General features: G+C 61.2%; 14 protein-coding genes. 6 read left to right on the top strand and 8 right to left on the bottom strand.

The window, feature by feature from the left end:
• Window positions 1-240, top strand: a 240-nt coding sequence (locus VEZ38_RS17290; RefSeq protein WP_324895667.1) for a hypothetical protein, incomplete at its 5' end; no start/stop codon positions are given.
• Window positions 241-284: 44 nt separating this feature from the next.
• Window positions 285-1,634, top strand: a complete 1,350-nt coding sequence (locus VEZ38_RS17285; RefSeq protein WP_324895665.1) for a DUF455 family protein — start codon at window positions 285-287, stop codon at window positions 1,632-1,634.
• Window positions 1,635-1,707: 73 nt separating this feature from the next.
• On the opposite strand, the gene VEZ38_RS17280 is transcribed toward VEZ38_RS17285, so the two are convergent.
• Complete coding sequence (locus VEZ38_RS17280) at window positions 1,708-1,902, bottom strand: hypothetical protein (RefSeq protein ID WP_324895663.1); 195 nt, start codon at window positions 1,900-1,902, stop codon at window positions 1,708-1,710.
• 89 nt (window positions 1,903-1,991) lie between these two features.
• Entirely contained in the window at window positions 1,992-2,729 is a 738-nt protein-coding gene (locus VEZ38_RS17275) for an EcsC family protein (protein ID WP_324895661.1), read from the bottom strand.
• A gap of 196 nt (window positions 2,730-2,925) precedes the next feature.
• Here VEZ38_RS17275 and VEZ38_RS17270 point away from each other — a divergent pair, with 196 nt between their 5' ends.
• The 3 genes from VEZ38_RS17270 (at window position 2,926) to VEZ38_RS17260 (ending at window position 5,674) form a co-directional block, all read left to right on the top strand.
• Window positions 2,926-3,354 (top strand): VOC family protein, encoded by a 429-nt coding sequence (locus VEZ38_RS17270; RefSeq protein ID WP_324895659.1) that lies wholly within the window; start codon window positions 2,926-2,928, stop codon window positions 3,352-3,354.
• 138 nt (window positions 3,355-3,492) lie between these two features.
• Window positions 3,493-5,376, top strand: a complete 1,884-nt coding sequence (locus tag VEZ38_RS17265; protein WP_324895657.1) for a hypothetical protein — start codon at window positions 3,493-3,495, stop codon at window positions 5,374-5,376.
• A gap of 25 nt (window positions 5,377-5,401) precedes the next feature.
• A complete protein-coding gene (locus VEZ38_RS17260) occupies window positions 5,402-5,674 on the top strand; it encodes a hypothetical protein (RefSeq protein ID WP_324895655.1) in 273 nt (90 codons plus the stop codon).
• 148 nt (window positions 5,675-5,822) lie between these two features.
• On the opposite strand, the gene VEZ38_RS17255 is transcribed toward VEZ38_RS17260, so the two are convergent.
• The 4 genes from VEZ38_RS17255 to VEZ38_RS17240 all read right to left on the bottom strand — a co-directional run bounded on the left by VEZ38_RS17255 (window position 5,823) and on the right by VEZ38_RS17240 (window position 9,391).
• Window positions 5,823-6,698, bottom strand: coding sequence for an IS1595 family transposase (locus VEZ38_RS17255; RefSeq protein WP_324895653.1), 876 nt, complete (start codon window positions 6,696-6,698; stop codon window positions 5,823-5,825).
• A gap of 338 nt (window positions 6,699-7,036) precedes the next feature.
• Entirely contained in the window at window positions 7,037-8,341 is a 1,305-nt protein-coding gene (locus tag VEZ38_RS17250) for an aminotransferase class I/II-fold pyridoxal phosphate-dependent enzyme (protein WP_324895651.1), read from the bottom strand.
• 61 nt (window positions 8,342-8,402) lie between these two features.
• Complete coding sequence (gene asd, locus VEZ38_RS17245) at window positions 8,403-9,203, bottom strand: archaetidylserine decarboxylase (RefSeq protein ID WP_324895649.1); 801 nt, start codon at window positions 9,201-9,203, stop codon at window positions 8,403-8,405.
• A gap of 14 nt (window positions 9,204-9,217) precedes the next feature.
• A complete protein-coding gene (locus tag VEZ38_RS17240) occupies window positions 9,218-9,391 on the bottom strand; it encodes a hypothetical protein (protein ID WP_324895647.1) in 174 nt (57 codons plus the stop codon).
• 208 nt (window positions 9,392-9,599) lie between these two features.
• On the opposite strand from VEZ38_RS17240, the gene VEZ38_RS17235 reads away from it, so the two are divergent.
• Complete coding sequence (locus VEZ38_RS17235; protein WP_324895646.1) at window positions 9,600-10,673, top strand: glucose-1-phosphate thymidylyltransferase; 1,074 nt, start codon at window positions 9,600-9,602, stop codon at window positions 10,671-10,673.
• 81 nt (window positions 10,674-10,754) lie between these two features.
• Here VEZ38_RS17235 and VEZ38_RS17230 read toward each other — a convergent pair whose 3' ends face one another.
• Both VEZ38_RS17230 and VEZ38_RS17225 read right to left on the bottom strand, forming a co-directional pair.
• Window positions 10,755-11,855, bottom strand: coding sequence for a glycosyltransferase (locus VEZ38_RS17230; protein ID WP_324895644.1), 1,101 nt, complete (start codon window positions 11,853-11,855; stop codon window positions 10,755-10,757).
• Window positions 11,852-13,601, bottom strand: a 1,750-nt coding sequence (locus tag VEZ38_RS17225) for a glycosyltransferase (RefSeq protein ID WP_324895642.1), incomplete at its 5' end; no start/stop codon positions are given. The genes VEZ38_RS17225 and VEZ38_RS17230, both read right to left, overlap by 4 nt.

Genomic DNA, 13,601 nt, shown 5'->3' with positions numbered 1-13,601 from the left:
GTCATCGTCGGGCAGCTCAATTATTTGAAAATCTACGCGGGACCGAGCCCGGAGCAGCTGACGCTGCTCGCCGATCTGCGTCCGGAAATCGGCGGGTTCAACGAATCCCGCGGCTTGGATTTGACGGCGACGGCCCAAGGTTTGCAAGAGCTGTACGTAAAGTTCGAGATGAAGACGCAAAGCTTCAACAGCTGGACGTATCTCGGCGAAATCGCCGTGCGGGAATCGTTCCGGCAATAGGCAAGGACATTTGGATCAAACACCCATAGGGAGGGGAAAGACCGATGAGCGTGCAATTCGAGATCGAGAAGTTCGAATCCGGGGCTTTGGAAAATGTAATGGGCAACTATTGGATGAGGGTGTCGGATCAGATTCATCTGGTCAATCGGTTCGTGTTCCTCGAATGGGCGTCCGCCCGCGTCATCGCCGGATGGGTGCCGGCGGCGAAGGAGTTCGAATGGAAAAGCGAACTGACGCGCATGATGTGGCAAAACATGAGCTTCGCGAGCCAGCTCCGCACGCGGAAGGAAGAGCTCTCCGGCAACTCGAAAGTGCTCATTCCGAGCGAGGCGCTGCAAACGTTCATCCAAGACGTTTCGCGCGCGGACGGCTTCTTCCCGTTCCTGGCCGGCTGGTTTCTCGAGGTGTCGAAGGCGCAGGTAGACGCGTACGAACGGTTCCTGGAAGCGCTCGATCCGATCTTCGATGCGCCGACGATCGACATCGTCGAGGATGTGCTGCCGAAGAAGCGGAAGCAGATCGCCTGGGCGAAAGGTCTCGTTCACGAGGCGGTGAAAGACCGGAACGTGCTGGAGCGGGTCGAGGCGTGGCGCGGCTATACAAGGGCGTATTTGCGTCAGCTGGGCGGCATCGACGAGCGGGACCGCGCGTCCGCTTCTCCCGCCGCCCCGGCGCGTCCGGAGGTCGAGGCGTACGGCCCGGCTCCGGCGGTCCGCACGATGCCGGATTGGCTGAAGCCCGGCGATTTCAACGAACCGCCCGCCGAGGTGCGCGACAACCTAAAAATTTTCATGTGGCATTACATGACGGAAATTCAGGTCGTCGACCCGATGTGCTACGTGTTCTACGGGGTGCCCGACATGCCGTTCGAGTTTTATTACGATTTCAGCCGGCACATCTGGGACGAAACGCGTCACCATCAGATGGGCGTGCGCCGCTTGACGCAAATGGGGTACGACATTAAGCAGTTCCCGATTCCGTACGTCGCCGAGGCGATCCAAGACCTTGAAAATTTTTATGCGGAGCTGACGATGGTCGGGGAAACGTGTTCGTTTACCCGCAAGAAGAAATCGATGGATTCTTTCTACGGCAAGGGAGACATTCTCTCCGGCATGACCGCCGAAATCGATATCGTCGACGAACGGATGCACGTGCGCTTCGGGAAGAAATGGATTCCGCTTTTGTTTAAGCAAAAATTCAACGTCGACAAAAGCTTGGACGAAGTCGTGCGCGACATCATGAACCGATGGATGCAGCTGGACGACTCGGGGCTCGGCAAGCTGCAGGGCAATCCGGAGCTGACGCGGCTGACGGACGAAGAGAAGAAGAGCATCTCGCATTTCGCTTTCTGCGGCAAAATCGAATTTAAAAATTTAAATTTCGATCAAATTTAAAAACAATAGGAACGGCAAAGAACCTCCCGAGCGGCCGGCTTCGGGAGGTTCTTTACGCATGCGTTCGCGGACGCTAGATCGGCTTGCCGTTCAGCGTCGGCGGCGCCTCTTGTTTCAACTCCGGACCGAACTCGTCGTCGGCCGCGGCCGGATTCCCGTCGAGGTTCCAGGCATCCTCCGTCATGAACGCTCCGCGCCGCCCTTCGTCGGCGGAGTCCTTCGCCCGCGCCCGTTCGAGCCGTTCCTCTCTGTTCGCGTTCCCTTCCATCGGAAAGCCTCCTTAGCAGGTTTCATAGGACGATAGGAGTCTCATGGACAACTATTCCGATTCTGACCGTTTCGCCCTGCAGGCGGTATCTACGACGACTGGTCGTTCAATCGCCGCAGCCGATACGCGTTCATCGCGGCTTCGCCGAGCTCGTCGAGAATCGTGTAATTCGCCCACGCGCCCGCCGCCGCGCCGATCCCCGGCACCATCTGGAGCATCTTCCGAAAGTCGATCGCGTCGCGGTATTCCTTCTGGAACGTCTCCCAGTCCATCCGCCGGGCGTACTCGGCTTCCGAGAACCACAGCTCTCGTTCCGTCTCCCACCGCTTGATCGCATCGAGCAGCTCGGCGCGCCGATCGGCCCCCGAGAAGGCAAGCTGGAACACCTTCAGTACGAAAATCCGCTCCGGAAAATGTTTCGTATCATAGCCGTACACATGCGCCAGTTCGAACAAGCATTTCATCTTGATCGCGATGAGCGCGGGGAAGTCCACGGCGTTCAGCAGCAAGCCGCCCGCTCCGGTGCCTGCGCCTTCGGCGGCCGCGACGTTCCGAAAGACGGTCAACGCGCGTTTCGCCTCCCGGTCGGCATGCTCGAGCGACGTCTTCCGCTCCACCGGCCGCTGCGGGGTATACTCCGCGCCGAACAGCGCCGTCCGCACGATCGAACGGACCGCGGCCGTCATGACGGCATGCGCCTTGGCCGGAATCAGGCGGTTGATTCGCGCGCCGATCGTCTTCGACGTTCGCTCCAGCCATCCGGGGGGCCGAAATAACCGGCGCTCCCAAGCGGCGATTTCTATTCGCACCTGCTGTTCGTAGTTCAATGCGACCGCCCCTTCGACGAATATGGCGTAAGTATACCGAAATTACGGGGCGGTGCGAAAGAGGCCGAGGCAGGTGTCGGGACCGGGCGAAAGTCGGGGGGTGCGATCATTTGTTCGTAAAAAAGGTGTTGCGTGATCCTGTTTTGGTGTATAATGAGGGAGGTTGTCCAGTTTATGCCAAAGGGGCTGTGTGCGCGTGTCGATCCGGTTGAACCCGTATTTGGTTTTCGACGGCAATACGAAAGAAGCGGTTTATTTTTACGAGAAGGCGCTTGGCGGGGAAATCGTTGCCCTGATGACGTTCGGCGATATGCCGGCGAACCCGGATTATCCGATGACGGAAGAGATGAAGGAGCGCGTCATGCACGCGCATCTCAAGGTCGGCGCTTCGGAGCTCATGTTCTCCGACACGTTCCCGGGCACGCCGCACCAAGCGGGCGATACGGTACAGGTCGCCATCCATCCGACCGACGAGGAGCGAGCGAAAGCGATTTTCGCCGCGCTGTCGGACGGCGGGCAAGTCGTAATGCCGTTGCAGAAGACGGATTGGAGCCCCATGTACGGGATCGTGAAGGATATATTCGGAGTGACGTTCCAGGTGAACGTCGAAATCGAACGGCAGTAATGAATCGAGTTTTGCTTGCTGTCGCTGAAGAGTCCTCGATGGGAATCGAGGGCTCTTTTTCTTTTTGACGGAACGGATCCCAAATCCCCCAATAGATGGTATACTCAGGTAGATCTGTAACTTGGAAGGGGGGGCGGCATGACGCCGTATTGGAAAGCCGTCGCGATCGCCGTCGCTGCGGAATCGCTGACGACGCTGCTGGTTGCCGTCGGCATCTATTTCGGGGCGGCGGTATACCCCGTCTTGTTCCCGTTCTCGGGCGGGGCGCCGGGCGGGACGACGACGGAGACGTTCCAGCTCCATTTCGCCATCCCGATCGGGATGCCAACGCTGCAGGACCTTAAGCTGCCGTATACCTTCCTAGACGCGGGCGGCGTCGCGTTCGGCGCAGCAAGCGCGCTGCTGTCGATCGCCGCGCTCCTGATTCAAAGCTTCGCGCGGGGGACGTACCTTGGCGCCTTGCGTAGCCAAGCGGCGTTCGGCGAGCATACGAGCCTGCTGCGGTGCGGACAATATTTTTTCCCGCGGATGCTGGCTTGGTCCGTCTTTCAGGCGATCGCCGGCCTCCTTGTTCTGTTTTTAACGATGGCGTTTTTCCCGCTCGGGCTGATCGGCGTGATCGTCCTGTTCGCCTTCTCGCTAACGCCTTACTTGATCGTCCTTCAGGACGTCTCGTTCGGCGATGCGCTCGCGAGCGCGCCGAGCGTCTTGCGCCGCCACTTCGGCAAGCTGCTGCCGGTCGGGATCGCGGCGATGATCGCTACGGGGCTATGCGGGACGCTCAAGCTGTTCCCGGAGCCTTATGACTATGTCCTTTGTCTATTCATTTACATCGCGGTCGGGACCGGACTCATACTAGAGCTGATGATTCGGTTAACCACGTCCTTTACGGAAAACGATACTCCCCCGCGCAAGCTACCGTTCGTCGCGCTTCCCCGTCGGTTCGGCAACGCGGCTTGGGTCGCGATTCTCCTGCTCGCCCCGGCGCTCGGGGCCGCCGCCGTCACCGGTCAGCTGTACGTCCCGACAGCATGGGCGGCAACCCCGTGGCAGGAGTGGAAGGGCACTTCCTTTCGGAGCGACTTCTCGCCGGCGTACTCCCGATCGGAGCAACGCTATACCGCTTATGCATGGGGCGAGGCCGGCAAGAACGAGCTCCGCATCTCGCTGCCGGAGCTGTCGAACGGGGACCGGCCCGATGAGCTGCGCGGCGTCGCGGAGGTGACGTGGACGGTCATGGGAGAGAAAGTGACGCGTTCCGGCCATTCGACCCGTCACACGATGGAAGAGGCTCGGCGCACGGATCGGCTGTTTTACCGGTTGAAGCGGGAGCGCACCTCGTCCGGGGCGGCGTACTATTCAAGCCGGGGCGGCGTCGCGCATCTGCTGACGTCGGGAGGGAACCTGCGCGAGCCGCATCGGATCGAGATGATGGCGAGCGGCGACGGGCAGCGCGTCTTCGTTGCGTTGTACCCGCAGCGGTTCGATCTCGGCTCCGTCTGGCGCGTGTCGAAGGACGGCCGGTATTTGATCCCGCTCACGAGCGCCGTTAATGCCGGCGACTTCCGATACACCTGGTTCGCGGCCGAGCCGATCGCGAAGGACGCGTTCCGGATGGTGCGGGCGAAAAACGAAGAGACGCTGCTGGGCTTCCCCGGCCATCATCATCTGCTGCCCGTCGCCTTGCAGGAGGGGGACGGCGAGATGGTCGCCACGCTCTTAGGCGCGCTTCCCGAGGATGCGAGCCTCACGATGCCGGATTGGGACTCGGACGGCTGGAGCGTGTTCCTGCAGTCGTTATACGAGGGGGCCGACGAAGCGGAGACGCTCGCGCACTTGACGAAGGCGGGCGAGTACGACGGCCACATCGCGCAGGAGCTCCCCCCGAAGGAGGAGGGCGCGTGGCGAACCCGCCTCGCGGTGCCGTTCCCGAACGGGCAAGTGATCGTGGAGTTCGAGGAGAAGGACGGGAAACTGACGGAGCTCGAGCTGCGTCCGGAAGAAGCGCCGTCGCAAACCTGAGCACCGGGAAAGCAGCTACTTCACGATGAGCTTCCCGGAACAAATCGCGGCACACTACGACCCAGAAATCATCGTTCAAAACCGGAAGATAGAAAGAACGCGCAAAGCACTGGAACGATATTTAGGCGCCGGCTCGAAGGACACCGATCCGGCGCCCCTCGTTCTTGCCGTGCCGCTGCATCAATCAACAAGGATCAATCAACAATCGTCTATCGTCATTCTGGCGTCTTCTTATGTCTACGATGTTCTCCTCCTCTCGACCTTCGTCCAACCCCCTCCGGTACTCTTTCCAAGGTAATTACCTCTGCTCAGCGAAGCGGCACCCATGAGGTACTTCCCTGTTTGACACAGAGCGCTTGCATGATCATTGATGCAGGTTTAGTTGCATCGCGTTCGGCAATTTTCTTAACTTGTTGTTTAAGCAAACTATATGACTCGTTTGGTTTTTACCCCATAGGGAAGCAAAGCCTCAGCCATTCATCCCGCAGCGCGACCCCTTGCGCAGCGGCGTTCCAGCGATAGCAATATTCGCTTAAATAGCTGTGAAGCCGCCTCGTGCCGATCCCGTTATATGTCTGGATCAGCCACCCCCGCGCTTCCCTAAAGCAGTCGTTCAGTGTGTCGGGGAAACGCCGCCACCCATTATGCCAAACTGCGTCCTCGGGACGGCGTGCCGTATCCGCGACGATCCGCCGCCTTCCTTCGTTCGTAGGCTCTTTGTGGTCTTCGATTAATTCTCTTCGGCTCACGGTTAGCAACTTTATCGCAGTCGGCTGTCCGCTCGCATCGACGGAAGCGCCGACCGAGACGACCCGTTCGCAACGGTAATGGCGGTTGGGCAAGAAAATCCAAATATATTTTGGCGCAAGCGACCGCAAGCCGACATGGACGTTCCCCTCGAGTCGGCGAGCGCTTTCTATCGCTTCGATCGACGCTCGAAACTTGGTTAACATGCCCCAGGCAACTTTATGCGTACAACCGATTGACGCCGCGAGTTGCTTCGCGTTGAGCCCATGGGAAGAAGAGAGCGCTTCGATGGCGTCGGCCCATGTTTTCAACGGCGTTCGTGTCTTATGCATCACCGTACCTGAAGTAACGGACGTTTGACGTTTGCAGGAACGGCATTGATACAAGGGAAGAGTTCGCGTTCGAATGAGAGAATAATCGCGATGTGCGCAGGAAGGGCACCGAAACCCGTCCGGCCATCGCTGACGAAAGAAAAAATCCACCGCCGAATCCTGCGACATCTGTACTCCCCCTTTTTCTTCATTATACAGAACAAGTGTTCCCATTTCAAGCGAAAATGAATGTTCTACCGTCAAAAAGGGGGCATCGTCTGAGACAAGGGAATCCGGTGAGAAAGGCAGAAAGAGGGGGCAACAGGTATATCGGGGGGGCGAACGGCGCGCGCGCGGAAAAAAGCAACCGGTACCGGGAAGGCGTGCGGAGTGCGCTAATGCGTCGCGGGTAGGGGCGTCCGGTTATACTGAGGCAAGGGAATCCGGTGAGAAAGGCAGAAAGAGGGGGGCAACAGGTATATCGGGGGGGGCGAACGGCACAGGCGCGGATAGGAGCAAAATCAGCGTGAGGGAGCGAAATGTCCGCAAATCGAAAAGGCCGCTTCGCACCAACGGCGCGAAGCGGCCTTCCCGGCGTCTATTTACAATGTTACCTGTTCCAATTCCTTGACGCCTTGATACAGCAGCTCGAACAGCTTCTCGATGTCGGCTTCCTCGAGGCAGGAGAACGCGACGCGCAGGTCGGTGTCGCCGAGCGCGATCGTGCCGACGCCGAACTTCTCGAGCGCATGGCGTCGGAGCGCCTCCGCGTGTACCGTCTTCAGCTTCAGGCACATGAAATACCCAGAGTTGAAAGGGTAGTAGTCCCAAGCGTCGTCGAATTTCCCGCTGTCCAACACTTCTTTGGTCCGGTTGGCCCGCGCCTTTAAAATTTCGACCTTCTCCGCCTGCTGCTTCTCGAAGTCAGGGTGCGCCAACGCCTTGAGAACGAACGTCTGCGACGGATGCGAGCAGCTGGAGACGGTGCCGCGGATGATCCCGATCGTCTTCTGCTCGAGCGCGTCGTTGGCCTCCGCCGAATCGCTGCCGTACGTGATAAAGCCGACGCGAAAGCCCCAAACGAACTCTTCCTTCGTGGCGCCGTCCACCTTGATCGGCAGTACGTTCGGATGAAGCCCGATCAAGCGGCCGAACAGCGATTCGCGCACCGAGTCCTCGAAGAATAGACCGAAGTACGCGTCGTCCGTAACGACGACGGTCGAGACGCCGGCTTCCGCGCCCGCTTTCACGGCGGCGATAATGCCGTCCGCCTCGGCGAGCGTCGGCGTATAGCCTGTCGGGTTATTCGGGAAGTTCAGGACGACGATCGCCTTGCCTCGTTCCTTCTGCTCGAGCACGGCGGACAGCAGCCCTTCGCTGTTGAACAGCCCGGCTTCGTTGTACAGCGGGAACGTGACGATGTTCGCGCCCCGGCGTACGCCGAACGTAAGCTCGTAATTTTCCCAGTTTTTCTCCGGCATGATTACGGCATCGCCATCGTCCGCGAACAGGTCGGCGACGATGCTGAGGCCGTGGGTCAACGCGTTCGTCACGATCGGTTTGCCGAACGTCTTCCCGGCGAGGGACGGATTTTCTCGCAGCAGCTTCTCCCGCCATACGGCGCGCAGCTCCGGCTTGCCTTCCGGAGGCGCGTACGGGTACAGGTCCGAAGGCGCGTACGCGGACAGGGTTTCCTGGATCATGCCAAGATGCATCGGCGTCTTTCCTTCCGTCGCGATGCCGATCGTGGCGTTGAAGGTCGTCGCTTTTTTCTTCGCTTCCGCGGACTGATTGAGGATGCCGACTTTTGGAAAATAGATGGCGCGGCCAAGCCGAGACAGCATGCCGTAAACGGCCGGTGCCGCGTTCTGAAGCGTCTCGTTCAGTTGCAACGCTTGGGGGTTCATGGAACGGATTCATCCTTCCGACGTTGGTTTTCGTGTATTATATCATGACGCTTCGGGAGCGTCACCCGCGAACGGCCTCGATTTCGCCGATTTTCTCGCCCATGCGGACCGAGGCGCCGGCTTTCAGCCGCTCCGACGGTACGATGCGGCCGCGTTCCCAAAGCAGCACGACCGTGGAGCCGAATTCGAAGTAGGCGAGCTCCTCGCCCTTGGCGACGCGCTCCGGCGGACGCTCTCCGGCGACGTACCGAATCGAGCCGACGTTCATGGCGCCGACTTTCACGAGCGCGAGCGTCGCCCCGCCGACGTCGAGATAGGTCACGAGCCGTGCGTTGCGCGAGAGCACAAGGCGCATGAGCCGCAGGGAGGGATCGTTCACCGGGTATACCTTGCCCGGAATGCGATCGACCTCGATGACGGCCGCATCGGCCGGCGCATGGATGCGATGATAATTGGCGGGACTCAGGTAGATAACGGCGAAACCGCCGTTTCGGTAACGCGCCGCGTGGGGGGATCCGTTCAACAGCTCTTCGACCGTGTAGCGCTGCCCTTTCACGAGGAAGGAGCGCTCCGCGTCGATGACGCCCGCTTCCGCGACCGTACCGTCGACGGGACTAACGACGGAGCGGTCCCCCGGATCGACCGGGCGGGCCCCGGGTTTAAGTCTTCTGATGAAAAATTCGTTCAAGGACGGGTACCGGTCGACGTCGTGCTCCGCCTCTTCGATCGCGATGTTGTAATGCGCCGCGAAGCGGCGGATCAGCCTCCGGCTCGCGGGCGCCTTCGCGAAAGCGCCCGCGAGGCGCGCGATCGAAGGACGGGACGACAGCTCGGTCAACGTCCGAAACAGGGCGTTCCACATGGATGGGATCCTCCCTACGAGATTTTCGTGCGATTCCGGTATTCCCCGCAGGACAAACACGTCGCCGGATTGACGCTGATCGGGTACGAGGAGCCGGACCACTTCGTGCAGTTTACCGGCGCTTTGCTTTCCGGGTCTTCGGATACGGAGACGCAATATGGGCAGCCGGCTACGAGTTCGATCGTCAATCGAAGGAGTTTCCTTTTCAATTCGTCGAGCTCAGGCATCTGTCATTCATCCCTTCGTATCGTTCACTCGGCTATTATACTAGGAATCGTAATAATTTCCTATTCCCATGATAGTTACCGTGCCTCCGCACGGCGCAGCGCCATACATTAGAAGGATACGAGCCGCCGCGTTGCGGCCCGGATTCTTGACTAGAGGAGGTTTTCTTTCTTGAAGGGTTTGATCTTATGCGGCGGGAAAGGCTCGCGCCTTCGGCCGCTGACCTTCTCCCGACCCAAGCACCTCCTGCCGGTAATGAACAAGCCGGTGCTGTTTTACGGCATCGAATCGATGATCGACGCGGGCATCGATTCGATCGGCGTCGTCGTGCCTCCGGCGTACCGGAAGGCGTTCGACGAAGCGCTGCAAGGAGGGGCGCCGTGGGGAATCGACGTCGCGCTGATCGAGCAGGACGAACCGAGAGGGGTGGCGGACGCTGTCCGGGCGGCGCAGCCTTTCGTCGGCAAGGACGATATGTTGCTGTATCTTGGCGATAACGTCATCGACGGATCGCTCTCGCCGCTTGTCGAGAAGTTTCGCGCCGAACGGCTCGCGGGGCTCGTCTCCGTCAGCGCGGTACCGAATCCCGAGCAGTTCGGCGTCGTCCAGCTCGAGGGGGACCGCCTGTTGAAGGTGGTGGAGAAGCCGAAGCAGCCGCCGAGCGATCTCGCGATTAACGGCGTGTACTTGTTCACGTCGACGGTGTTCGGCGCGATCGAGCGTCTTCGCCCTTCCGCCCGGGGCGAATACGAAATTACGGACGCGATTCAGCGGTTGATCGACGACGGGCTTCCGCTGGGCGTGTTTCGATCCCCGTATTGGTGGAAAGATACCGGGCAGCCGCGGGACTTGATTTTATGCAATCAGCATTTCTTGCAACGGGTCGAAGGGCTTCAGGTCCGGGGCTCGATCGATGCGTCGTCCTCCGTCACGAGCCGCGTCGTCATCGGCGAGCATGCGGTCGTTCGCAACAGCGTGATCCGCGGCCCGGTCGTCATCGGCGACCATGCGGTGATCGAAAACAGTTACATCGGACCTTACACGTCCGTCGCGCGCCACGCGCGCATCGTTGACTGCGAGGTGGAGAACAGCATCGTCATGGAGCATGCGACGCTCGACGGCGTGCCGCACCGCATCGACGAAAGCTTGATCGGCGCCGAAGCCAAGGCGTCCGGGCGTTCCGGACCGCCGCAGCGCGCCAGATTGTGGATCGGCGATCATTCGCAGCTTCACTTTCCCCGCTAGAAACGCGAATCGCCGACATACCCAGGGGCAGCCCGTCCGCGGAGACGAAACAAAAGAAAGGCGGCTGCCCCGCCTTCCCCGTTACGCTTCGTATCGTCCGTACGCCGAACGGCGTATGACCTCGTCATAATACTGCCTTTGCTTCTCCAGTTGGCTTCTTACATTAAAGTCTCTTTCGATTTTGCGCCGGGCCTCCGCGCCGTATGCCCCCCAGGACTCGGGATGCTCCGCGAGCCAGAGCATCGCCTCCGCGAGCCTCGCGGCGTCCCGCTCGGGGACGAGCAGCCCGGACGTTCCCGGCTCGACGAGCTCCGGAATGCCCGCATGCTTCGTCGCGACGACCGGCATGCCGGTGGCCATCGCTTCTTTGAGCGTATTCGGAATGCCTTCCTGATTGCCGCTCGCGTCGGTGACGCTGGGCGCGACGAAAATATGCGATCGCAAGTAACGCTCGTGGATATCGCGGTAATCCACCCACGGGACGAGCTTTACGCTTCCGCGAAGCGACAGCCGCTCGATCAGCTTCCGGTACGTCGACTCGCACGGCCCCTGGCCGATAATGACGAGCTTCGCGGCGTCTCGGCGTCGCTTCACTTCCGCGAACGCCCGAATGAGGTCATCGAAGCCTTTCTTCTCGACGAACCGCCCGATGGCGAGAAATTTCACTTTCTTCCCGTCCTCGATCGATCGCGGACGGAAGTCGAAGCGGGACAAATCGACGCCGCCATAGAGAACCCGTATTTTTTCCTCCGGGCAGCCGAGGCGCATAATTTCCCGTTTCAGATGCTCGCACACGGGGAAGAAACGGTCGCCGACCCGGAACAGCTTGCCGAGCTCCTTGGCGTTTTCCTCGCTGCGCTTCGGGAAGGCCGTCGCGTCATTGCCTCGAAACCCGACGAACATCGGAAGGCCGTACTTCTCCTTCAGGAAACGGAACGGCGGCGTCAACGAGCCGTGGTGCACGTGCACGCCCGCGACGCGGAGCCGCCGAAGCAGGGACGGGTCGCGGCGCAGCTCGCGCAGCGCGACTACCGCGTCGGACGGCGTCCCCGGCCGCACCTCCTTGGCGCTCTTCGTCACAAGGAGGCCGCGGTAGCCTTCCACGTCGCGAATTTGCGCGGTCACATGGCCGTCTTCGGTCGAGTACTTATGGTGCAGGATCGTCGGAAGCAGCTTGCTCATGAGCGGAGCCCCTTTCGAATGCCGAACAGCCGGCTCCCGTAATGCGGCGCCGCCTGCGGCTTCCGCCGCGCGCGGCCGTTTTTGGCGATGCGCGCCAGCGTCGCGCGATCCCATCCGTAGTTGGCAAGCGCCGTCGCTCGGATGCGCCGATGACGCTCCCTCGCCGGCAGCGGCTTGCGCGGATGTCTGCGATACAGCGCGAGCGGCTGCCGCTGGCAAAATCCGCGGTAATACGCCGCTAACCGCAGCCACATATCCCAGTCCTGGGAATAGCGGTACTCGGGATGGAACAACCCGACGTTCTTGAAGCAATCGCGATGGATGACGACCGTCGACGTGCGGATCGTGAACGACCGCCGGTACAGCCGGTAGCGGAACCGGTCGAGATCTCCGTACTGCTTCGTCTTTCGCAGCGTGCGGCGTCCGCCGCGAACGTCGTAATACCAGGAGTACAAAAAGTTGCACTCCGGATGCTTCTCGAGATACTCCTTGTTCGCCTCCAGCTTCCTCGGCAGGAACCTGTCGTCGGAATCCAGGAACGCGATGAAGCGGCCGCGCGCCGCCCGGATGCCCGCGTTGCGCGCCTCCGACGGTCCCCGGTTCGGCTGCCGCAGGTAGCGAACCCTCGGGCCGAACGACTTCACGATGCGGCGCGTGCGGTCGGTGGAGCCGTCGTCGACGACGATCAGCTCGTAATCGTCGCACGTCTGGTTCAGCACGCTGCGGATCGCGCGCCCGATGTACCGCTCCCGATTGTAGGTCGGAATGACGACGCTGAACAACGGCCGCTCCCGCCGCTCGGTTTCCCGGCGCGCGTGCGACTCGACGACGTCGTCGAACAGCTTCTCGAGCCGCTCCGTCTGCTTCTTCCGGTCGAAGTCCGCTTCGATCTTCGCCCGCGCGCGCCTGCCGAGCGCCGCCCACGTGTCCGGACGGCCGACGACATGAATGAGCTTGTTCGCGAGCGCCCCGACGTCGCCCTCCGGCGCTAGATGCCCCGAGACGCCGTTCTCGATCAGCTCGGGAATGCCGGAGTGGAACGTCGAGACGACCGGCAGCCCGCACGCCATCGCTTCCTTGAGCGCGTTCGGAACGCCTTCGATGTTGCCGGCGCGATCCTTCTTGCTCGGCAGGCAAAACACATGCGCCCGCTCGAGCCATGCCGCGACCTCATGATGCGGCCGGGCGCCGAGAAACTCGACGCTGTCGCGAACGTCGAGCTTGCGGGCAAGCCGCCGAAGCTCGGATTTCAGCGCCCCGTCCCCTAGGAGCGTCAGCCGCGTGTTCGGGAACACTTGCCGGACGTAGCGGAACGCGCGGAGCAGCGTGTCCGCGCCCTTCTTCTCCACGAGCCGCCCGACGAACAAAATGCGGACCGGTCCGTCCTCCGGCATCGTCCGCTCGCGGAACGCGAAGCGCTCCACGTCGATGCCGCTGTAATGCACGACGACCTTCTCCTCGGGGCAGCCGTGTTTCACGAGCTCCGCCTTCATCGCTTCGCAGGGGGTCGTGAAGCAGTCGCCTTCGCGGAAGAGGCGTCCCAACGCGTGCTTGCGTTTGCGCATCCGGGCGGAGCCCGGCGCGTCGCAGCCGTGGAACGACGTCACGAGCGGCACGCGCCACTTGCGGGCGAGCGGCAGCATGCGGATGCCGGACGGGCCGAACCGGGCGTGAAGGAGCGCGAACTCGCCGGCCGCGAGCCTCCGGTGCAACGCTTTATGCGACCGGTCGACGACGACGCGCTCG

This window comes from Paenibacillus sp. (assembly GCF_035645235.1).
Classification (GTDB): domain Bacteria; phylum Bacillota; class Bacilli; order Paenibacillales; family YIM-B00363; genus Paenibacillus_AE.
Note: the sequence above shows the minus strand (reverse complement) of the source record. Positions and strands in the feature narration are given on the sequence as shown.

Excerpts from the sequence above, each read along its gene's own strand:
- VEZ38_RS17285 (WP_324895665.1), top strand. The coding sequence starts at position 285 with ATGAGCGTGCAATTCGAGATCGAGAAGTTCGAATCCGGGGCTTTGGAA.
- VEZ38_RS17280 (WP_324895663.1), bottom strand. The coding sequence starts at position 1,902 with ATGGAAGGGAACGCGAACAGAGAGGAACGGCTCGAACGGGCGCGGGCG.
- VEZ38_RS17265 (WP_324895657.1), top strand. The coding sequence starts at position 3,493 with ATGACGCCGTATTGGAAAGCCGTCGCGATCGCCGTCGCTGCGGAATCG.
- VEZ38_RS17260 (WP_324895655.1), top strand. The coding sequence starts at position 5,402 with ATGAGCTTCCCGGAACAAATCGCGGCACACTACGACCCAGAAATCATC.
- VEZ38_RS17250 (WP_324895651.1), bottom strand. The coding sequence starts at position 8,341 with ATGAACCCCCAAGCGTTGCAACTGAACGAGACGCTTCAGAACGCGGCA.
- asd (WP_324895649.1), bottom strand. The coding sequence starts at position 9,203 with ATGTGGAACGCCCTGTTTCGGACGTTGACCGAGCTGTCGTCCCGTCCT.
- VEZ38_RS17230 (WP_324895644.1), bottom strand. The coding sequence starts at position 11,855 with ATGAGCAAGCTGCTTCCGACGATCCTGCACCATAAGTACTCGACCGAA.